Annotated in this window: 22 protein-coding genes; 13 read left to right on the top strand and 9 right to left on the bottom strand. The window is 61.6% G+C overall.

Annotated features, from left to right (window positions below; all coding sequences use genetic code 11):
• Positions 1-5: 5 nt before the first annotated feature.
• From atpE to GY725_23580, 9 genes are all read right to left on the bottom strand, one after another.
• Complete coding sequence (atpE, locus tag GY725_23620) at positions 6-296, bottom strand: ATP synthase F0 subunit C (GenBank protein MCP4007183.1); 291 nt, start codon at positions 294-296, stop codon at positions 6-8.
• A 51-nt stretch (positions 297-347) separates the two neighbouring features.
• Positions 348-1,040, bottom strand: a complete 693-nt coding sequence (gene atpB / locus GY725_23615) for a F0F1 ATP synthase subunit A (GenBank protein ID MCP4007182.1) — start codon at positions 1,038-1,040, stop codon at positions 348-350.
• Positions 1,041-1,044: 4 nt separating this feature from the next.
• A complete protein-coding gene (locus GY725_23610) occupies positions 1,045-1,416 on the bottom strand; it encodes a hypothetical protein (GenBank protein MCP4007181.1) in 372 nt (123 codons plus the stop codon).
• A gap of 1 nt (position 1,417) precedes the next feature.
• Positions 1,418-1,678: an AtpZ/AtpI family protein gene (locus GY725_23605; GenBank protein ID MCP4007180.1), complete on the bottom strand. Its 261-nt coding sequence runs from the start codon at positions 1,676-1,678 to the stop codon at positions 1,418-1,420.
• 3 nt (positions 1,679-1,681) lie between these two features.
• Positions 1,682-2,968 carry a glutamate-1-semialdehyde 2,1-aminomutase gene (hemL, locus tag GY725_23600; protein MCP4007179.1) on the bottom strand — a complete coding sequence of 429 codons (1,287 nt, stop codon included), beginning with the start codon at positions 2,966-2,968 and terminating at the stop codon, positions 1,682-1,684.
• On the bottom strand, positions 2,965-5,466 hold the full coding sequence (gene gyrA / locus GY725_23595; GenBank protein MCP4007178.1) for a DNA gyrase subunit A: 2,502 nt from the start codon (positions 5,464-5,466) through the stop codon (positions 2,965-2,967). Before gyrA ends, hemL begins: the two co-directional genes overlap by 4 nt.
• A 9-nt stretch (positions 5,467-5,475) precedes the next feature.
• Positions 5,476-7,917, bottom strand: a complete 2,442-nt coding sequence (gyrB, locus tag GY725_23590) for a DNA topoisomerase (ATP-hydrolyzing) subunit B (protein ID MCP4007177.1) — start codon at positions 7,915-7,917, stop codon at positions 5,476-5,478.
• A 313-nt stretch (positions 7,918-8,230) separates the two neighbouring features.
• Positions 8,231-9,334, bottom strand: coding sequence for a DNA polymerase III subunit beta (dnaN, locus tag GY725_23585; GenBank protein MCP4007176.1), 1,104 nt, complete (start codon positions 9,332-9,334; stop codon positions 8,231-8,233).
• A 189-nt stretch (positions 9,335-9,523) separates the two neighbouring features.
• Positions 9,524-10,660 (bottom strand): AAA family ATPase, encoded by a 1,137-nt coding sequence (locus GY725_23580; protein MCP4007175.1) that lies wholly within the window; start codon positions 10,658-10,660, stop codon positions 9,524-9,526.
• Positions 10,661-11,080: 420 nt separating this feature from the next.
• Between GY725_23580 and rpmH the strand changes: the two genes are divergently transcribed.
• The 13 genes from rpmH to GY725_23515 all read left to right on the top strand — a co-directional run bounded on the left by rpmH (position 11,081) and on the right by GY725_23515 (position 20,984).
• Positions 11,081-11,233, top strand: a complete 153-nt coding sequence (gene rpmH, locus GY725_23575; protein ID MCP4007174.1) for a 50S ribosomal protein L34 — start codon at positions 11,081-11,083, stop codon at positions 11,231-11,233.
• A 43-nt stretch (positions 11,234-11,276) separates the two neighbouring features.
• On the top strand, positions 11,277-11,624 hold the full coding sequence (gene rnpA, locus GY725_23570) for a ribonuclease P protein component (GenBank protein ID MCP4007173.1): 348 nt from the start codon (positions 11,277-11,279) through the stop codon (positions 11,622-11,624).
• Positions 11,606-11,815, top strand: coding sequence for a membrane protein insertion efficiency factor YidD (yidD, locus tag GY725_23565; protein ID MCP4007172.1), 210 nt, complete (start codon positions 11,606-11,608; stop codon positions 11,813-11,815). The genes rnpA and yidD overlap by 19 nt, the downstream gene beginning before the upstream one ends.
• Before the next feature lie 7 nt (positions 11,816-11,822).
• On the top strand, positions 11,823-13,517 hold the full coding sequence (gene yidC, locus GY725_23560; protein MCP4007171.1) for a membrane protein insertase YidC: 1,695 nt from the start codon (positions 11,823-11,825) through the stop codon (positions 13,515-13,517).
• Positions 13,518-13,539: 22 nt separating this feature from the next.
• A complete protein-coding gene (locus GY725_23555) occupies positions 13,540-14,307 on the top strand; it encodes a hypothetical protein (protein ID MCP4007170.1) in 768 nt (255 codons plus the stop codon).
• On the top strand, positions 14,304-14,876 hold the full coding sequence (rsmG, locus tag GY725_23550; GenBank protein ID MCP4007169.1) for a 16S rRNA (guanine(527)-N(7))-methyltransferase RsmG: 573 nt from the start codon (positions 14,304-14,306) through the stop codon (positions 14,874-14,876). The genes GY725_23555 and rsmG overlap by 4 nt, the downstream gene beginning before the upstream one ends.
• Before the next feature lie 538 nt (positions 14,877-15,414).
• Positions 15,415-16,194 carry a ParA family protein gene (locus tag GY725_23545; protein MCP4007168.1) on the top strand — a complete coding sequence of 260 codons (780 nt, stop codon included), beginning with the start codon at positions 15,415-15,417 and terminating at the stop codon, positions 16,192-16,194.
• Complete coding sequence (locus GY725_23540) at positions 16,181-17,074, top strand: ParB/RepB/Spo0J family partition protein (protein ID MCP4007167.1); 894 nt, start codon at positions 16,181-16,183, stop codon at positions 17,072-17,074. The genes GY725_23545 and GY725_23540 overlap by 14 nt, the downstream gene beginning before the upstream one ends.
• Before the next feature lie 2 nt (positions 17,075-17,076).
• The gene (locus GY725_23535; protein MCP4007166.1) at positions 17,077-17,406 is read left to right on the top strand and encodes a polymer-forming cytoskeletal protein; all 330 of its coding nucleotides are present in this window, start codon (positions 17,077-17,079) and stop codon (positions 17,404-17,406) included.
• Positions 17,407-17,804: 398 nt separating this feature from the next.
• Entirely contained in the window at positions 17,805-18,320 is a 516-nt protein-coding gene (locus GY725_23530) for an ATP synthase F0 subunit B (GenBank protein ID MCP4007165.1), read from the top strand.
• A complete protein-coding gene (locus GY725_23525) occupies positions 18,317-18,898 on the top strand; it encodes an ATP synthase F0 subunit B (protein MCP4007164.1) in 582 nt (193 codons plus the stop codon). Before GY725_23530 ends, GY725_23525 begins: the two co-directional genes overlap by 4 nt.
• Positions 18,895-19,449, top strand: a complete 555-nt coding sequence (gene atpH / locus GY725_23520) for an ATP synthase F1 subunit delta (protein ID MCP4007163.1) — start codon at positions 18,895-18,897, stop codon at positions 19,447-19,449. Before GY725_23525 ends, atpH begins: the two co-directional genes overlap by 4 nt.
• Entirely contained in the window at positions 19,446-20,984 is a 1,539-nt protein-coding gene (locus GY725_23515; protein MCP4007162.1) for a F0F1 ATP synthase subunit alpha, read from the top strand. Before atpH ends, GY725_23515 begins: the two co-directional genes overlap by 4 nt.
• The last annotated feature ends 2 nt before the right edge of the window (positions 20,985-20,986 follow it).

Raw genomic sequence — 20,986 nt, 5'->3', positions numbered from 1 at the left:
TGCGACTAGAGCGCGTTGGTGAGCAGGATCCCGATGACGAAGGCGTACAGGGAGATCGACTCGATCAGCGCCAGCGCGATGATCATCGGGGTCTGGATCTGACCGGCGGCTCCGGGGTTGCGGGCGATGCCCTGCACGGCTCCCGAACCGGCGATGCCCTGGCCGATACCGCAGCCCAGGGCGCCGAGGCCGATGGCGATACCCGCTCCAAGGCCAATACCCCATTTGTAGTCTCCGCCGTCGGCCGCGAAGGCGATGTCCGGCACGAGGGCCAGGGCGACGAAGAATAGAATCATGGTTGTAACTGTGCGCATCTGAAGAATCCTCCTGGGGATTGGGAGTCGAGGTTAGTGTGCATCCTCGACAGCCTGTCCGATGTAGATGGCCGTGAGGTAGGCAAAGATGAATGCCTGAAGGAAGGCGACGAACAGCCCGAGGCCCATCATCGCCGAGGGGGCGATGAAATTGACCACGGGAAGCGACAGGAAGATCGCGACCAGCGTGTGGTCCGCGAACATATTGGCGGTCAGGCGCACCGTGAGAGACAGAAGTCTCGATGCGTGACTGATCAGCTCAATCGGGAACATCAGCGGTGCCAGCCAGGGCACCGGACCCATGAAATGCTTCAGATAGCCGCCGGCGCCGTGGTGCCGGATGCCGGCGTAGTTGTAGACCCCGAAGCTGATGGCGGCCCAGGCGAGATTCGTCTCGATGAACGAGGTCGGCCCCGTAAAGAAGGGGACCAGCCCGGTCAGGTTCGAAATCAGGATGAACAGTCCCAGGGTGCAGACCACCGGTGCGAATCTGCGCCACTCGGGTCCAATGACGGCGGCCATCTGGCCCGTCAGGCCTTCGAGGAGCAACTCGAGAATATTGCGGGGAGTGAGCTTTTCGGCCGGTACGATTCCGCGACCCTTACGCAGGCTGGCCGCCACGATTGCGCCCAGAAGCAGCGTGATCGCCAGGGTCAACAACATGGTTGCGACCGGCGCGGGCACGCCCTCGGGCAGGAAATCGAAGATGGTCGGTACGTGGGGCATTTACTCAGCTCTCCGGATTCGAATCGGTCAGTGCGCGAGCGGTACTGAGACCGTGCCAGATCACCGCTGGCACCACGGTCGAGAGTCCTACCACAAATGCGATGGGTTCGACCGGATACAAAAGGAGCAACGCGCCGACACTGCCCATTACCAATAACCAACGCATGTGAAGCAGGAACATCATAGCCGCGGAGTGACCTGAAGCTGCGAGCCCGAGCATGCCGACCACGCCCTTCTCAAGAGCCCGTAGGTTCACGATTTGGATCCCTCCGCCCAGCGCGAGGCTCGCCAGCGCGGCCTTTCCATAGGAAATGGCGCAGACGAGTGCAACTGCGAACACGAGGGCGTGTTTCTTGCCGAGGGATGACATCGCCATCTCAGGCTTCCGGACCCGGTTCTTTCGAACCCGCCGCATCATCTTGTTGCATCTGAGCTTGCTTCATGAAGCGGATCATCACGCGAACCGCAGCGGCAAAACCGAAGGCCATGAACACGAAGAGCAGCGCGGGCGAAGTGTCGAGCCAGCGGTCCAGGTAGTAGCCGATCGCCAGGCCGATCAGGATGCAGCCGCCGATCTCGAAGCCGAGTTCCAGGGCTCGGCCAGCCTGACTCGGCTGTGCGCTCGGACGGAGGGCCATGACTCAGAGCGCCTTCTTGAACGCCTTGCGCGCCGCATCCAGCGTGAGTTCGACTTCCTCGTCTCCGTGGGCCGTCGTAACAAAGGCCACTTCATAGGGCGAGGGCGCCAGGTACACGCCCTGCTCGAGCATCGCGTGGAAAAACGTCTTGAAGCGCTTATGGTCGGCCTTGCTCGCCTCTTCGTAGTTGGGAACGGGTCCGGGGTGGAAGAAAAACCCGAACATCCCGCCGACGTAGCGACATCCGAAAGGCACGCCGGCTTCTTCGGCCAGTTCGTTCAGCCCGTTCGACAATTTCTCGGAGACGGCTTCGAGTCCCTCGTATACGCCGGGCTGTGAAAGCAGACCGAGCGCGGCCGCGCCCGCGGCCGTTGCGAGCGGATTGCCAGACAACGTGCCGGCCTGGAAAACGCTGCCCTCCGGCGCGATTTCCTGCATCAAACTCAGCTTGCCTCCGTAACCGCCGACGGGAAGTCCACCGCCGATCACCTTGCCGAAGGTCGTGAGGTCTGGAATCACACCGAAGCGCCCCTGCGCGCCGCCAATCGCGACCCGGAAACCGGTGATCACCTCGTCGAAGATCAACACACTCTGATTGGCATCACAGAGTTCGCGCAGACCCGCGAGGAATCCGTCCTCGGGTAGGACCAGACCCATGTTTGCGGCGATCGGCTCGACGATCACCGCTGCAATCTCTTCGCCGCTGCGCGCAAAGCACTCGGCTGCTGCTTCCAGATCGTTGAAGGGCACGACAATCGTGTCGGCCACCGCACTCGACGGTACGCCGTCGGTTCCGGGAATGCCCAGCGTCGCTACGCCGGAACCCGCCGCGGCCAGCATGTGATCGGGATGGCCGTGGTAGCAGCCGTCGAATTTCAACACCTTGTCGCGACCCGTCGCGCCGCGCGCCAGGCGCACCGCGCTCATGACCGCTTCGGTGCCAGAACTGACCAGGCGCATCATTTCGATCGACGGCACGAGGCGCGAGATCAACTCGGCGAATTCGACTTCGGATTCGGTCGGCGCCCCGAAGCTGGTGCCGCGTGCGGCCGCGCTGCGCACCGCGTCGATGACCACGGGATGCGCGTGACCGAGAATCACTGCGCCCCACGACGATACGTAGTCGATGTAGCGGTTTCCGTCTTCGTCTTCGATGCGGGAACCACTGGCTTGCTTGATGAAGCGGGCAGTGCCGCCCACGGAACCGAAGGCCCGTACGGGGCTGTTCACACCGCCGGGAATATGCGCCCGGGCACGCTTCATCAACCTCTTGGACTTGGCGGTCTTCATGCGCTGGCGGTTTCGGAAGATCCTTCGATACCGAGTGGATCTTCTTCGCGATCGGCGATGCGCGCGATCGACATCACGCGTTCCTCGCCGGAAGTATCCATGACTCTCACGCCCTGCGTGTTGCGACCCATCGTCGAGATACCGTCGACCAGCATTCGAATGACCTTGCCACCGCTGGTGATGACCATGATCTCGTCGCTGCTACCGACCTGCAGGATTCCCACGACCTTGCCGTTTCGATCCGATGTCTTGATGGTGATGATGCCCTGGCCGCCTCGGTTCTGTTCCCGGTACTCGTCGAGCGGAGTGCGCTTGCCGTATCCCCGCTCGGTCACCGTCAGAATCGTCTTGCCCGGTTCCAGGACTTCCATGCCGACGACGGCGTCGCCCTCGCGCGTGGAGATCGATTTCACCCCAGCGGCCGCGCGACCCATGGGCCGCACCTGCTCTTCGTTGAAGCGAATCGCCTTGCCGTCTTCGGTGGCGATCAGGATCTCGGAATCGCCGGTCGTGCGCTCGGCTCCGATCAGCTCGTCGCCATCGTTGATGTTGATGGCGATGATGCCGCCGCGGCGCGGATTCGCATAGGACTCGAGCGCCGTCTTCTTGATCGAACCATTGCGCGTTGCCAGAACCACGAAACCGGCCTCGTTGAAATCGCGCACGGGAAGAATCGCCTGGACTCGTTCTTCCGTGCTCAGTTGCAGCAGATTGACGATGGCCTTGCCGCGCGCACCTCTGGACAGCTCGGGTATTCGGAACACCTTGAGCCAATGCACACGGCCGCGATCTGTGAAACACAGTAGGTAGGCGTGCGTCGAGGCCACGAAGACATTCGTGATGAAGTCCTCGTCCCGGGTCGTAGCGGCGATCTTGCCCTTGCCGCCCCGTCGCTGTGCGCGGTACAGGCCCGGAACGTGGCGTTTGGCGTAGCCCTTGTGCGTGATCGTGACCACCATGTCTTCTTCGGTGATCAGGTCTTCAGTGGTCAGGTCCTCGACGGCCGCCGTGATCTCGGATCGACGCGGGTCGGAGTACTTTTCGCGCATCTCCGCGAGCTCTTCCAGGATGACTTCGGTCACGCGCTCGTCGCTCGCGAGCAGAGCCTTCAATTCCGCGATCTTTGCGCGAATTTCGGCGAGTTCGTCGAGGATCTTCTGGCGCTCCATCGCCGTCAGTCGCTGGAGCCGCAACTCCAGAATTGCCTGGGCTTGTCGCTCGGAGAGTTCGAACTGATCGATCAGGCCGCTACGCGCGGCAGCGGGGCTGGCGCTTGCGCGGATCAACGCGATGATGGCGTCGAGATTGTCGAGCGCGCGCGCGAACCCCTCCAGGATGTGGGCTCGGGCTTCGGCCTGGCGTAGATCGAAGGCCGCGCGGCGGCGCACGACTTCGCGACGGAATTCCAGGAAGTGCTTGAGGAGCTCGACCAGACCCAGCGTACGCGGTCGATTGTTGACCAGCGCCACCATGTTCACGCCGAACGTGCTCTGCAGCGGCGTCATCTTGTACAGCTGGTTCAGGACGATCTGATCGTCGGCATCCTTTTTCAGCTCGATGACCACGCGCATGCCGCGGCGATCCGATTCGTCGCGCAGATCGCTGATGCCCTCGATCTTCCCGTCGCGTACCAGGTCGGCCATCTTCTCGATCATCGAGGCCTTGTTGACCATGTACGGAATTTCGGTCACGACGATGCGCTGGCGATTTCCCTTGAACTCCTCGACATCCGCGCGCGCGCGCACGGCCAGCAAACCCCGACCCGTACGATAGGCCTGCCGGATCCCGGCAACACCGCAGATCATTGCGCCGGTCGGGAAGTCGGGCCCGGGGATCTTCTCCATCAGGTCTTCGAGCGGAGTTTCCGGATCCTTCGCCACCATGGAGAGGGCGTCGATCACTTCGCCGATATTATGCGGCGGAATATTCGTCGCCATACCGACCGCGATGCCCGCGGAGCCGTTGATCAGGAGATTTGGAATTCGCGCCGGCAGAACCAGGGGTTCGGTACGCGTATTGTCGTAGTTAGGGACGAAGTCGACCGTATCGCGGTCGATGTCCGAGAGCATCTCCGAGGCAATCCGCGAGAGGCGCGCTTCGGTGTAGCGCATGGCCGCGGGCGGATCGCCGTCGATGGAACCGAAGTTGCCCTGCCCGTCGACGAGCGGGTAGCGCAGCGAAAACGGCTGGGCCAGACGCACGATCGACGGGTAGATGACCGCCTCGCCGTGCGGGTGGTAGTTACCCGAAACGTCACCCGAGATCTTGGCGCATTTCCGGTAGGGCCGATCGAAGCTCAGATTCAGATCGTTGAACGTGACCAGGATGCGGCGCTGCGACGGTTTGAGGCCGTCGCGCACATCGGGTAGCGCGCGCTGGATGATGACCGACATCGAGTAGTCGAGAAACGCACGGCGCATCTCGTCTTCGATGTTGACCGGCAGGATTGACCCGGTCGGTTCTTCTGGCGGCGGCGGTGTATCTGAAGTGTCGGCCATGGTTCAGGCTCAGATATCCAGGTTGACCACGTTCAGGGCGTTGCGTTCGATAAATTCCTTGCGTGGCTCGACGAGATCTCCCATGAGCACGCTGAACGCCTTGTCTGCGTCGACCTCGTCGTCGACGCGCACCTGAAGAATGGTTCGCAGACTGGGATCCATCGTCGTCTCCCAGAGCTGATCGGGATTCATTTCACCCAGTCCCTTATAGCGCTGGATGTACAAGCCCTTGCTACCGAGAGCAAGCAACCGATCCAGCAAGTGGTTGGCGGTCGGAATCTCTTCATTCGCCTCGCCCAGAATCAGACGGAACGGTGTGGTTCCGATCTCTGAGGTGCGATTGGCGAGTTGCTTGAAGCGATCGTAGTCCGGGGACTCGAGCAACTCGGTGTCCAGGACGACGGAGCGTGGCACGGCGGAATGGAAAGAATGCACCGTGGGTGTCCAAAGGCTGTGCTCTTCGTCGTGATCCCACTCGACTTCGACCGGTAGCGTATCTGGATAGGCGGTCTCGAGATACGCGAGCAGGCGGCGCTCGAATTCCTGGCGACTGTGTTCGTCAGCTGAAAGATCTGCACTCGAAAGACCTGCACCCAGGGCGGTCGCTTCGACGATTCGCGCGTCGATGCCACGGCGCTCCATGGCGGCACCGATCAGCTTGCAACGTTGCGTTTCGAGCATCAATTGCTGCAGGGGTCCGTCCTGGATCGCTGTATCCTGGCCCGTGGTAAAGATCTGCGCGTCGCCCATTCCCAGACCCAGTAGATAGCTCGACAGCTCCGTGTCGCTCTGCACGTAACGTTCGGACTTGCCCTTCTTCACCTTGTACAGCGGCGGCTGCGCCAGGTACAGATGACCGCGCGTGATCAATTCGCGCATGTTCCGGAAGAAGAAAGTCAGAAGAAGCGTGTTGATATGCGAACCATCGACGTCGGCATCGGTCATCAGAATGACCTTGTGGTAGCGAAGCTTGTCGGCGTTGAAGTCCTCGCCAATACCCGTACCCAGCGCTGAGATCATCATCTGGATTTCGTTATTGGCGAGCATTCGATCGAGGCGGGCCTTCTCCACATTGATCAGCTTGCCGCGGATCGGCAGGATCGCCTGGTTCGTGCGATCGCGACCCTGTTTGGCCGAACCGCCGGCGGAATCCCCTTCGACGATGAAGATCTCCGCCTTCGAAGGATCGCGCTCCTGACAATCGGCCAGTTTTCCGGGCAGGCTGGCATCCGAGAGAGCGCCTTTGCGGCGCGTCAATTCGCGCGCCTTGCGAGCGGCATCGCGCGCGCGCATGGCTTCGGTGCACTTATGCGTAATCGCTCGAGCGACGGGCGGATTCTCTTCGAAGTAGGCCCCGAGCCGTTCGTTGACCAGATTGGCCACCAGGCCCGTGAGTTCGGAGTTGCCCAGTTTGGACTTCGTCTGGCCTTCGAATTGCGGATCGGACAGCTTCACACTGACCACCGCAGCCAGTCCCTCGCGTGTGTCGTCACCCTGGACCTGCAGGGGTTCCTTGGAATTCCCGCTATTGGTGTTCAACCAGCGATTGATCGTTCGCGTCAACGCGTTGCGAAAACCCGTGAGATGGGTGCCGCCTTCGATGGTGTTCACGTTATTGGCGAAACTGAAGACGCTCTCGTTGTAGCCGTCGTTGTACTGCAGAGCGATCTCGATGCGAACGTGAGTAGTGACCACTCCGTCACCGGTCGACTGTTCAAACTGGCGATCGCCCGACACTAAGACCGGCGGGTGCAACGGTTCCTTGCTGCGATTCATGTATTCGACGAACGAGACGATTCCGCCTTCGTAGTGGAAGTCGTGAGACTTGCCCGAGCGCTCGTCGGCGAGTTGAATGCGCACGCCGCCGTTCAGGAAGCTGAGTTCTCGCAGGCGCTTGGCCAGGGTGTCGAAGTTGTACTCGGTGATCTCGAAGATCTGCGGATCGGGGTGGAAGGTGACCTTCGTGCCCTTCTTGTCCGTTGAGCCGACGCGCTTGAGGTCGACCTGGGGAACACCGCGCTCGTAGTGCTGACGGTAGACGCCGCCGCTGATCTTGATCTCGAGTTCGAAACGATCGGAGAGCGCGTTTACGCACGACACACCGACGCCGTGTAGACCACTGGAGACTTTGTAGGCCTTGTCGTTGAACTTCCCGCCCGCGTGCAAGGTGGTCATGACGACCTCGGCCGCCGGGCGACCTTCCTTTTCGTGGGGGTCGACGGGAATGCCGCGACCGTTGTCCTCGACGGTTACCGAGTTGTCGGTGTGGATCGCGACTTTGATCGTGTCGCAATGCCCCGCAACTGCCTCGTCGATCGAGTTGTCGACGACTTCGTAGACCAGGTGATGGAGACCAGAGGGCCCGGTCGATCCGATGTACATGGCCGGGCGCTTGCGCACGGGCTCGAGGCCTTCGAGGACCTCGATGGATGTCGCGTCGTAATCACTCATGCGCTGCTGTCACTGGACGTCCTGGACCTTCTGGCCGGATGAGTTTGCACCGGATGCTTTTCGCGGATGTCACGAGCATCCCGACTGCTCATCTGGCCGTACGTGAACCGTTGTGGATCGCGGAATTGAGAGGGCGCTACAAAGCACGAGTAGCCTGCGGAGCATCACCGTCGCCGAGCATCCGAAGCAAGGCCTGGATGAGACCGCAAGCTACTGCAATCGTTCGCGAAAGTAGCGAAATCCGAGGCTCAGGGCTAGCAGTTACGGAACATAGTTTGGGACCAGATTTTCGACCCCGGAACCAACCCCGCGGCTACAACCGCATGGGCATGATGACCGCGATCTCGTCGGGGTCGTCGGCCGGCCGGAAAGCGGCCGGTGTCAGTTCCTCGCTGAGTTCGAGCACCACTTCCTTGCAGGTCATCGCACTCAGGGTGTCGAGCACGTACCGGGCATTGAAGCCGGTCTCGAGCGCCTCCCCGGTGTAATCGACCGGAATCGCCTCCCGGGCCTCTCCGAGGTCTGGATTGCTGGCAGAAAGCTCGATCTGCCCGTCCGCCAGGGCGAAACGGAAACCGTGGGAGCGCTCGTGGGCCATCAGCGACATGCGACGCACGGAATGCACCAGTCGTTCGCGCTCGATCACCAGCCGGATCTTGTGATCCTTGGGCAGGATCTGCCGGTAGTTCGGAAACTCACCATCGATCAGGCGGCTCGTCAGAAGGAGATCGGGGCGCCGAACGATCAGGAACCCGTCTCCGAGGCCGATCTCCACTCCACCGTCTGTCTCGTCGCACAGTTTGCGAATTTCAGACACTCCCTTGCGCGGAACGATGATGCCCGCGTCCAGAAAGCCCACCGGCTCCTGCAGGGTGCGATCGATCATGGCCATGCGGTGGCCATCGGTCGCCACGAAGCGGACCCGCTTTTCTTTGCCTTCCATGAAGACGCCGTTCAGGTTGTAACGGGTCTCGTCGGTCGAGGTGGAGTAGATCGTGCGATCGATCATCGAGGCCAGGAGTCCGGCTTCGAGCGAGACATAGGCCACCCCCTCACCGTCGGGCAGGGTTGGATACTCCTCGGGCGAGATCGACATCATGGAGAAATGCGCACCGCCACAATCAATCGAAACGCGGGCGTTGCCGTCGAGCTCGAGGGATACCTGCTCACCGTCGAACTCGCGCACGACTTCGAACAGCTTCTTCGCCCCGATGGTGGCGGATCCCGGTGCCTCGACGCTGGCGGGAAGAGTTGCCACGACGCCGACTTCGAGATCGGTCGCAGCCAGAGTGATCTTGGCGTCACCGGTATCGATCAGAACGTTGGCGAGAATCGGCAGTGTTCCGCGTCGCTCGATAATGGCCTGGACTCTTCCGAGTCCGCGCAGGAGTTCTTCGCGCTCGATTTGGAACTTCATACCGCTCTCCTTCTAATTGATCTTAACCCAAGAAGAATAGGGGGAGTAGTCGGGCCGGTGGAAACGTGGAAAAGTCGCTCAACCCCCCGTGAATGAGCGACTTGTTTTTCACATCGGAGTGTGGAGAACCAGTGGGTCGTCGGTGAGGAGTCTCGACAGGGACTCTCTCGAACCGGTTTTCTCCAACGGTTATCCACCATCCTCTGACAGGCGAAGTAGTTCTTTTTCCAGCAGCACGACCGCTGCGCGCAGACTTCCGTTCTGGTCGAGATGACGTCGGACCAATCGATCTGAGTGCAAGGCCGTGGTGTGGTGCCGAGCAAAGCGGCGTCCGATTTCCGGGTAGGAATGACCGCAATAGCGCCGGATCAGATACATGGCGATCTGGCGCGGTGTGGTTACCCGCGGGCTTCGGCTCGGAGAGCGCAGGTCGCGCATCTTGACGCTGAAATGACGGCAGACTACGGAAAAAACATCTTCAGGCGATACGCGAATCGCTCGATTACCGGCCTCGTTGAGCGCGTGTTTGACGGCGTTGAGATCCGCCAGGCTCTGAGCGCACGAGGAGTGCGTCATCAGTGAGGTGAGCAGTGTATCGAGGCGCGACAGATTGCTGCGCAGCTTACCCGCCAGAAAAGAAGCCACGGGCGCGGATGCATCCACCTGCCAGCGTTGGATGCGATCCAGAACGATCGCGACCCTTGTCTCCCATTCGGGGGCATTCAACTGCAGGTGCTGGCCGGCTTCCAGGCGTTGGAGCAGTGGTTCGATCAATCCTGCGATCCGCGAGGGAGCGCGCGTGCTGGCGACCACGACCGGCACCCCGGCTTCGGCGAGCGCGTCGATTGCGTGCACGATCTCTTCCTGGGTCGCCTCTTTGCCTGCCAGCGCTTGCGCGTCGTCGATTAAAAGCGCCCGCGCGCCGTGCAGGACAGCACGGAAACCCGCCAGTTCGTTGTTCCAGATCGCGTTGATCAGCTCCAGCGAGAGCTCTTCGGCGTTGCCGAGTAGAACCGCCGCGTTTCCGTGGGTTTCGCGGAAACGATGGCCAAGCGCGTGAAGCAGGTGTGATTTTCCCGAACCCGAAGGACCCTGGATGAAGAGCAACCCGGGCTTCTTTCCAGCCCCGGGTGCGAAATCCTCAGCTCGTCGGAGCGATTCCTGGTTCGATGGTCCGACGATGAAATTGGCGAAGTCGTGACTGGGATCAACGGAGAGGTCGCGCGCGTCGTCGACGGGCAGCATCGCGAGCTCACAGGCACCTTCGGAAAGCTGCGAAGCCGCGGATTCCAGGGCGGCCAGGTGACCGTTTCGAGCCCAGCCCAATAATTCTTCTGCCGTCGCCGCGATCCGAAGAGTAGACGCAGTTCGGCCCAGGCATCGAGAGTGCTGAGCGAGCGCCGCGCACACTTCGGCCGGAAGTCTCGAAATGAGAGAGTGTTGTACCGAGGACCAGAGCACGCTGGCTTCGTCGTCGGAAGAAAGGACGAGCGAACCGCCGAACATCACAGGCGTCAACCTTTCGGCTCGAAGTGGGTGGGATAAGCACAGCTCATATCAGAGCGCCGCGCAGCATTGCAAGGAGAGATCTTCCGCGTCGAAAAACAGCCGTGAAAGCGCGCGGATGGCTCACCCCCGGAAAACGGCCTTCAACGCACCCGGGGCTCTTTCCCGCGCTCATTGACACACTCGGAGGCCTATGCTCCCATCTAGTTTCATCGCGTTCGTACGAGCGGAGCCACCTCCATGAAGCGCACATATCAGCCCAGTCGAATTCGTCGGGCCCGATCTCACGGGTTCCGTGCCCGTATGTCTACCAAGGGTGGACGTCGGGTCCTCGCCCGTCGACGCGCGAAGGGCCGCCACCGGCTGACGCCGAACACGAACGACAGGAAGTAACCATTCGGTCGATATGACCGGGCTGGTCGAGTTCCGGCGCCGCTTGCGGCGCTCCGACTTTTTGAGGGGAACGCGTCAGGGTCGCAGGGTGGTGACCCGTTTCTTCATCGTCTTCATTTCCGACCGTGACGACACCGAGCCTACCCGCCTGGGCATCACCGTCACACGCAAGGTCGGTAATGCGGTTCGCCGCAATCGCATCAAGAGGGTCGTTCGGGAGTGGTTCCGACAGCGCCGCTACGAGTTGGGAGCACGAGACCTCATCGTGATTGCGAAACGGTCCATACCCTCGTCCCTGAAGCTGATCGAGGTACAGACAGACCTCGATCGAGTGCTTCGGAAGCCCCCGATGAACGGCTCCCGAGACCGCACATCGGACAAATTGTCTTGATCGCACTGGTCCGTTTGTACCAGCGCGCCATTTCCCCATTCATGGGTCCCGCGTGCCGCTACTATCCGAGCTGTTCTGAATACGCCGTCGCCACGATCCGGCAAGACGGTGTTCTCAGAGGCGGATGGCGGGCGATGCGTCGCCTGGGTCGTTGCCATCCATTCGCCGGTGGCGGCCTGGACCTGCCGTAGGAAAATCGTGGATCGCGTCCAGATTGCCATTATCGCCCTGGCTGCCGTGCTCATCGCATTGGCGCTGTTCAACCAACCGCCTCCGCCTCCGCTGACACCCCCTCAGCCTTTGCCGGCCGCCACGACGCAAGCACCGGAACCCGGTCGCGCGCCCGATACAGGGCTGCCCCCCGTTCCTTCCCAACCCGGAGCGATTGCAGAACCTGACACACCGCGTCAGAGCATTCGGCCGGTTTCGCTCGTGGGACTGGAAAATGACGCAGTCAAAATCAGCGTCAGTAGCTTGGGTGGGCGTATCGAAAGCATCGAGTTGTCTCAGTTCCGCGATCGCCTGGGGGATGACGCCCAGCCCGTACAACTGGTAACCGGGAGCGGGCGCGCCACTCTAGTGAGTTTTCTGGGAGTCGGCGACGAGCCGCTCGCGGGACTCGAGAGCGTGGAACACGAGATCACTTCGCAGGGGCCGCGTCACATAGAACTGCGCGTGGTGCGAGACGGTGTCGAAGTCACTCGGCGCATCTCTTTGGACGAAACCGGCTACGGGGCCCGGCTCGAGCTGGCGCTGAAGAACCGCGGATCCGCCGAGGTTCGGCCGCTATTCCAGCTGGCCTTCTACGGTATGGAGCGGGCGAGCGACGCTCCGGATCACTACATGAACTACAGCGTCGTGGCGCTGGCCGAAGACGGCATTGAGCGCACGGCCATCCGCGGGATCGAATCTCCGGGTTTCTTCTCGGGCCTGTTCGGGGGAAATGGGACTCCGGGCTTCGAGATACCGGCGCCGGTCGAGTGGACGGGCATCGACAGCCAGTATTTCCTGTTGGCCGGTATCGTCGAGAACTCGCGCGATGCGTCGGCCTATCTGGGGCCGTTGGGCCGGGATCTGGGACAGGCGGTCATACGCTACGCACCCATCCCCGTACCGCCCGGTACGGGTGTGGAGCGATCCTATCGCCTCTACATGGGGCCGAAGATCGCGAAGCACGTGGCCGTGGTCAGCCCAAAGCTCGACCCGGCGACGGTCGTTGGCTGGGTGTGGGTGCGACCGCTGGTCGATCTCTTCGCTGGGTTGTTGAACTGGACCTACACCAATATCTGGGGGAATTACGGCGTCGCCATCATTCTGCTCACGATCTTGCTGCGTCTGCTGACCTTTCCTTTGACGCAGCGCTCGATGAAGTCGATGAAGCGTTTCAGCCTGATTGCTCCGGAAATGAAGGCCATCCAGGAGAAGTACGCAGACGACCGCGGCAAGCTGCAAGAAGAGTTGATGAAACTCTACAAGCAGAAAGGGATGAACCCGCTGACGGCGATGGGCGGCGGCTGCATTCCGATGCTGATCCAGATGCCGTTCATGATCGCGTTGTATTTTGCTCTTCAGTCGTCGATCGATCTGCGTCATGCGCCGTTCGCGTTCTGGATCAACGATCTGTCGGCGCCAGAGAATCTATTCGCAATCGGACCGGTGCCGTTGCGCATCCTGCCGCTGCTCATGGGCGGATCGATGCTACTTCAGCAGAAACTCTCGCCGACTCCCAATGCGGATCCGCAGCAGAAGCAGATGATGATGATGATGAGCGTCATGTTCATTTTCCTCTTCTATCAATTCCCGTCGGGCCTGGTCTTGTACTGGTTTGTTAGCAATCTACTGGGCATAGCCCAGCAGTTGTTCGTGAACCGCTCGGCCCCCGACCCCGCCTGAAACCAAGCGAAGGAACGCAGTCGTGTTCGAAGATGTCAAAGAGTTCGTTGCCGATACAAGCGACGAAGCGGTCGCCAAAGCAGTAACACATTACGGTGTTGAACAGGGCAAGCTCCGTGTTCACGTGGTCCCCGACTCCAGCGAAGTCTCCGGGCTCGGGGGGCGCTCACTGATCATCGTGTCCATCTCGGACGAACCGGAAGAACTAAGCCCGGTTGGAGAATTTCTCGACACGGTCCTGAGCCACATGGGCACAGACGGCGTGCGAATCAGCGAGAGCCAGGGCAAAGAGGGTGAGCAGGTGTTCACGCTTCGCGGCACCGGGATCATGCAACTCGACTCTCGTGACTCGCGAGTCCTGCCTTCGCTTTCCCACCTGGTCGAGCGCGTGGCCGAGAAGCTGAAAGGCGAAGGATCGTCCGCGCGCGTCGAGCTCGCGGAGAACGGCCGTCCCGCAGCCCGGGATCGGGGAGATCGCGGCGATCGGGAACGCGGTGGCCGGGAGCGCGGTGGTCGCGGACGCGGGGATCGCGATGGCGATGGACGGCGCGGCGACAACCGAGGTCGTGATACTCGAGGGCCGCGTCCGGAGATCGACGAGGCCGGACTCGAGAAAGAGGCCCGGGACGCCGCTGCAAAGGTAAGGGATGACGGGGAATCCCTGGTGATGCGCGAGATGAACTCGCGTGAGCGCTGGGTAATCCACAACGCGCTGAAGGACGAGTCCGGGGTTCGCTCGGAGAGTGAAGGCGAAGGCCGGGCGAGACGGGTCAAACTCGTACCCGCGTGAGCGAAGATTCTGGGACTCGCTCCCAGATCAACGCCTTCCTGAGCGAGCTCAGCACCTGGGCGAAGCGCATCAATCTCGTCGGGTCCACAGACCCCGCTGCGCTGGCCAAGCACGTCAGCGACTCGCTTTCTGCGGCGGAGTATCTGAGTCCCGGTAGTCGCGTCGTCGATCTCGGTAGTGGAGCCGGTTTTCCGGGCATCCCGCTGGCGATTGCCCGGGCCGACGTGGAGATGACGCTCGTCGAGATCCGCGAAAAACGCGTTCATTTCCTGCGGCACTGTGTCCGCACACTCGGGCTCGGCGCGCGAGTTCTCCGCGCCAAGATCGAAGAACCGCCCGCAGAGCCACCCGCAGAGCGGTACGACGTCGCGACGCTCCGAGCCGTTGCCATACCTTCTAAGGCCGTGGAAATCGCCAGGCCGTGGGTCAAGGATGAGGGAGAGATCTGGGTGTGGGTGGGATCGAGTGCGGATCGCCATTCGCTAGATCCTCACGCGGAGATCTCGCTGGGGAAGCGCGGATCCGTCTTGCGCATCTCAGCGGCGAGCGTTTCCCGTGGAACACACTGAGGTCCTGCCGTTCCACACGTTTCCCGTGGAACACACTGAAGTCTCGTTGTTCCACATGTTCCCCATGGAACACATAGGAATCCGCGCCTGACACCGAAAGCGGCACCCGGAGGCCCGCCGAGCAACTCCTCCCCCTCTGCCCTCCGTCGAAGAGATCGTTGATCCAGAGAAAAGGCTCCGATACCGGCGAACGCGATTCGGGAAATTCCATCCATCCATCTGGCCGGGTGCGAACCGGGTGTTTCGAGCGGTTCCAGCCCATTCTTCGAACCACGTCTCTCGAACCGCGGCGGATGGCGAGCGTTTCCCGTGGAACACCGCCCGTCGCCTGCCGTCGCCTGCTGAGCGCGAATCCGATCGGAAAACCGGATGAACCGGGCCCCCCTGGCCTCTCTCTGCCCCGCTACCCATGTCGCTGCGCAATTATCGCCGGCCTCAGGAAGAATTCCGCCGCCATCTCACCGGACCGACTTCCTTTCACGTGGAACAATGCAGTACACTAAGCGCGCTGATTTCACGGCCTCGGGGGGGGGGAAACTTGGCTCGCGTAATCGTAGTAGCCAACCAGAAGGGCGGAGTCGGGAAAACGACCACCTCGGTCAATCTCGCCGCGTCTCTTGCAGCGGCCGAGTGTCCGACGCTGCTGATCGACATGGATCCGCAGGCCAATAGCACATCGAGCCTCGGATTCATGCCGTCGGACGTCGATCGCGATATTTATGACGCGCTCGTCGATCAGGTGGATCTGGACGAGATCTCGCTCGAGACCGAGCTCAAATTCCTGAAGCTGGTGCCCTCTTCCACGGAGCTGGTCGGTGCGGAGGTCGAGCTGGCGAATGCTCCAGGGCGCGAGCGCCGCTTCGAGTCCGCCCTCAAGAGCGTGCGAGATCACTACCGCGTCATTCTGGTCGACACCCCACCATCGCTGGGACTCCTTACCTTGAACGCCCTCGTGGCCGCGGATTCGGTGCTCGTTCCGCTGCAATGCGAATACCTGGCCCTCGAGGGGCTCGCGAAGTTGACGCAGACCATCGAGCTGGTGCGGGGACAGATGAATCCCCGACTCGAGATCGAGGGTCTGGTTCTGACCATGTACGACCCCCGGAACAATCTGTCGTTGCAGGTCGCTCGCGAGACGCGCGAGCATTTCGGAGACCGGGTGTTCAAGTCGGTGATTCCCAGAAATGTCCGGCTCTCGGAGGCTCCGAGTCACGGCAAGCCGGCGCTGCTCTATGACATCAGCTCGAAGGGCGCAATGAGCTACCTCCAACTCGCGGAGGAGTTGCTGGAAAGGATCGGGGAAAATGGCGACGCGTAAGGCACTGGGTCGAGGACTTTCCGCACTGATTCCGCAGACCCCTACGCCACGTCCGGAAGTGGCGGAAGTAGCTGAAATCAAAAAGGAAACACCCGAGGACACGGCACCGCTCTACCTCGAGATTTCTTCGATTCACCCCAATCCGAATCAGCCCCGCAAGGCGTTTGTAGACCAGGATCTCAACACGCTTGCCGCCTCCATACGAGAACAGGGGATCCTCCAGCCCCTGGTCGTGCGCCGCCAGCAACACGGCTACGAGCTGATCATCGGGGAACGCCGCTGGCGGGCCTCCCAGCTCGCCGGGCTCGACGAAGTGCCGGTGGTCGTGCTCGACGCCAGCGACCGGCAAGTCGTGGAAATGGCTCTGGTCGAGAACGTTCAACGCGCCGACCTGAATCCCATCGAGCTCGCCGAGGCGTTCCGGGTCTTGATCGAAAACGAAGGCATGACGCAGGAGCAGGTCGGACGCCGGGTCGGCCTCGATCGCTCAAGTGTGGCTAATAACCTACGGCTACTGGAACTCGACCGCGAAATCCAGCAGGACGTGATCGACGGCAACCTCACACTCGGTCACGCAAAGGCCGTTTTGCAGGTTCCCCAATCGCATCGCAAAATGGTGCGCGATCAGATCGTGCGCGGTGCGCTCAGTGTGCGCGGCGCCGAAGAACTAGGTCGACGCATTGCGTCAAATACCGGCGGCAAGACGCTGGCCAAAGGTCCGACCCGCGACATCCACATCGTGGACCTGGAGGACAACCTGCGAAAGGAGTTGCGGACCAAGGTCCGTGTGATCGGTCGCCCCGGCAAAGGCCGAATCGAACTACACTACTTCGGAGAAGGTGAGCTGGATCGGCTCGCCGACCTTTTGCTCGGAGGATAACGGTGAAGGACGAACTGCAGGCATTTCTGGATGTGGGGACCTCGTTTGAAGGCAAGGTCTCGTTCAGCGGTACGGTACGCGTCGACGGGCACTTCAAAGGCGATGCAATCGCAGAGGGTACGCTGGTCATCGGCGAAACCGGTACGGTCGAGGCAGATCTTTCGGTTCGCGGCCTGATCGTGCGCGGATCGATCCGGGGAAAGATCGTCGCGAAGGAGCTGGTCGAGATCGGCCCGGCTGCTTTTGTAGAAGGCGTCATCCACACGCCCAAACTCGTGGTGCACGAAGGTGCGCGGATCGAGGCCAAGGTCGAAATGGGAGAGATCGCTTAGCGTCCTGCTCCAGAAGTTCGGTGCCCATCCAGGTGCCCGGACGCCACGCTGGCAAGGCGGGAGGCCGCTGGAGTATCCGTTGATACTTCAAGGCCTTTCCAACGCAGCCGGCGGGGATGGGCGGGCGTCGCGATAGTCACCGAACTTCTGGAACAGGACACTCCCACGTCTTTCCCGAGGCCTGCCCTGCCCTCACGCCGCAACGAATTGCGGCAGTCCCGGGTTTATTGACTTGAGGGACGTCTTTGCCATACTCCGGTCCGCGCGGGAGCTTGGGCCTGCCCCTTGTGTACGGGTGTGGCCTCGATTCGACTCATCTCGAGTCGGGATTGCACGCAGAGCATTGCTCCCACCGTGTCCAATCGCATCGCCAAAGCTGCACAGAGAGCGAGGTCACTTTGCGGGACGTATCCAGAATCCTGCTGCTCCCGATTGCCGCGCTGACGGTGCTCGGCACCCCTTTCGACGCTGCAGCGGCCGCACTCAATCTTTCACCCGACTTCCAACTCGTCGGGTTGAACCTGCTCGTCTTTTCACTGCTCATCTACCCCGTGAACAAGCTGGTGATCCAACCCCTGCTCGGTGTGATCCAGGAACGCGAGGAGCTTTCCACCGGGACTGCGGAGCGCGCAGACGGCGTGCGTCAGGAGTCACTGGCCGCTCAGCAAGAGCTGGAAACTCAGCTGGTCGCGATGCGGGTCGAGGCCCAGTCGAAACGCGTGGAGATTCTGGGCGACGCGGATCAGCAGGAACGATCGATTCTCGAACAGGCCCGCGAGCGCGCAGGCGAGTCCATCGACGATGTGCGCCGCACGATTTCACTCGAACTCGGTGAGGCGCGCCAGTCTCTGCAATCCGACGCCCAGACGCTGGCGCAAGAAGCGGCCTCGAAGATCTTGGGGAGAGAACTGTGAAGCGCTTCGGAATTCTGCTGCCGTCAGTGATCGCGTTGCTGCTGATCAGCACCAGTGCGCTCGCGGCTGGCGATGCGGCCGGCGCCGAGCACCACGGGCACAACTGGGAGGCTCTCGGGCTTCAGGTTTTCAACATCGCCCTGATCGGTTTCATCCTTTTCCGCTTCGTGCGCGAACCGTTGAGCGATTTCCTCAAGCAGCGCAGCAGCGGAATCCGCGAGCAGATCGAAGCTTCGGAGCGCAGTCTGGCCGAAGCCGAGCAGGAGATCGCGGCACTGCGCCAGCAGCTTGGCAGTTTCGAAGCCGAAAAAGTCAGGTTCATCCAAGAAACCCAGGACAACGCGCGTTCCGAAGCCACCCGAAATATCGAAAGCGCCAACGAGACTTCGATTCGCATCCAGGAAGACGCAGTCCGGGTTGCCAATCAGGAAATCGCGCGCGCGCGCAAGGAATTGCAGATCGAGGCCGCATCTCTGGCGACGAAGCTCGCCGGCGACATCCTGCGGGAAAACCTGACGCCGGACGACGATCAGCGCATCGTGGCTGACTTCGTCGAGCGGGTAGGGAGCCAGTCATGAGCGCAGGTGGAGCTCTGGCCCTGCGCTACGCGCGGGCGGTCTTCGGACTCGGCGATGACGCGGCGGGAAGCAGTCGCCTCGCGGACGAGATCGATGCCCTGACCGACCAGATCCTGGAGAGCGAAGAACTCCAGAACGTGCTTTTTCAGCCCATCCACCCGCGGGCCGAGCGCCGTGAGGTCATCGGGGAGCTGGCGACCAAACTCGAGCTGTCCATCGAAGTCCGCGCCTTTGCCCGCCTGCTCGTCGAAGAGAACCGCATCCACTCGCTCCCGGCGATCCGCTCGGCGTTGCGCGAACTGGTCGACCGCGCTGAAGGCAAACTAGAAGCACAGGTGACCTCGGCGCGACCGCTTGGCAACGAACAGCAGGAACAACTGCGACAGGTTCTGTCACAGCGCTTTGGAGCGCAGATCACTCTGGAACTCGACGTCGACGAGAGCCTCATCGGCGGTCTGATCGCGCGCGTTGGTGACCGCCTGCTCGACGCAAGTATCCGAACTCAGCTCGAGACGCTGGGAGCGAACCTCAAGAAGGGATCCGTTTCATGAAGATCAAGGCGGCTGAAATCAGCGACATCATCCGGCGTCAGATCCGCGATTACGATCGCGAGATCGATGTGGCGGAGACGGGAACGATCCTGTCAGTCGGCGATGGCATCGCCCGCGTCTACGGACTGGACAAGGTCATGGCCGGTGAACTCGTCGAGTTCGGCGGGGGCGTTCAGGGGCTGGTGCTCAACCTGGAAGACGACAACGTCGGAATCGCCATCATGGGTGATGACAAGCACATCCGCGAAGGCGATCTCGTGCGCCGAACTGGCACGATCCTGGAAGTGCCCGTAGGCGATGAACTCTGCGGACGCATCGTGGACGGTCTCGGCCAGCCGATTGACGGCAAGGGCCCGATCGCAACCAGTGCGGTGCAACGCGTGGAGCTGAAGGCCCCCGGGATCGTCGATCGCCAGCCGGTGACCGAGCCGCTGCAGACCGGCCTCAAATGTATCGATGCCATGACGCCGATCGGGCGCGGTCAGCGCGAGCTGATCATCGGCGACCGCCAGACCGGCAAGACGGCGATCGCCATCGATACAATCATCAATCAGAAGAACACCGACGTCTACTGCATCTACGTCGCCGTCGGCCAGAAGCAATCCACGGTGGCGCAGGTGGTCGAACGCCTGCGGGCCGAAGGCGCCATGGATTACACGATCGTCGTCTCGGTCAGCGCCGCCGATCCGGCACCACTGCAGTTCATCGCTCCCTACACAGGTTGTGCAATGGGCGAATGGTTCCGCGACAACGGCAAGCACGCGGTGATCGTGTACGACGATCTTTCGAAGCAGGCCGTGGCCTATCGTCAGCTTTCCCTGCTCCTGCGCCGTCCGCCGGGACGTCAGGCTTTTCCGGGAGACGTCTTTTATATCCACTCGCGCCTGCTGGAGCGTGCGGCCAAGATGAGTGATGCCCAGGGCGGCGGCACTCTGACGGCTCTGCCGATCATCGAAACGCAGGCCGGCGATGTTTCGGACTACATCCCGACCAACGTCATCTCGATCACCGACGGCCAGATCTTCCTCGAAACCGACCTGTTCAACTCCGGTCAACGACCGGCGATGAACGCAGGTATCTCGGTTTCCCGGGTCGGCGGTAACGCGCAGATCAAGGCCATGAAGGGGGTTGCCGGTAGTCTCCGGGTGACGCTCGCCCAGTACGCAGAGGTCGAGGCGTTTTCGCAGTTTGGCAGTGACCTCGACAAGGCCACTCAAGAACAGCTCGCAAACGGGGAGCGCCTGCAAGCCATCCTGCGCCAGTCGCAATACGCACCCCTCAATGTCGAAGAGCAGATCGTGCAGATCTACGCGGCTACTCCGACCGACGATCGGGATTCGTGGGTCCGCAACATTCCGGTCGAGGATGTGCCGCGCTACGCGAACGAACTCAGCGAGTACATGCGTTCGAACGCTGCGGGAGTGCTCGGCGACATCCGGGAAAAGAAGCAACTCGACGACGATCTCGAAGAGCGCCTCGGCGAGGCGCTCGACGCCTTCGGGAAGGTCTTCGAGCCTTCCAAGTCGGCCGCCTGACC

Source organism: bacterium, from assembly GCA_024226335.1.
GTDB lineage: Bacteria > Myxococcota_A > UBA9160 > SZUA-336 > SZUA-336 > JAAELY01.
The sequence above is the reverse complement of the archived record's forward strand: the minus strand, read 5'-3'. Positions and strand labels throughout refer to the sequence as shown.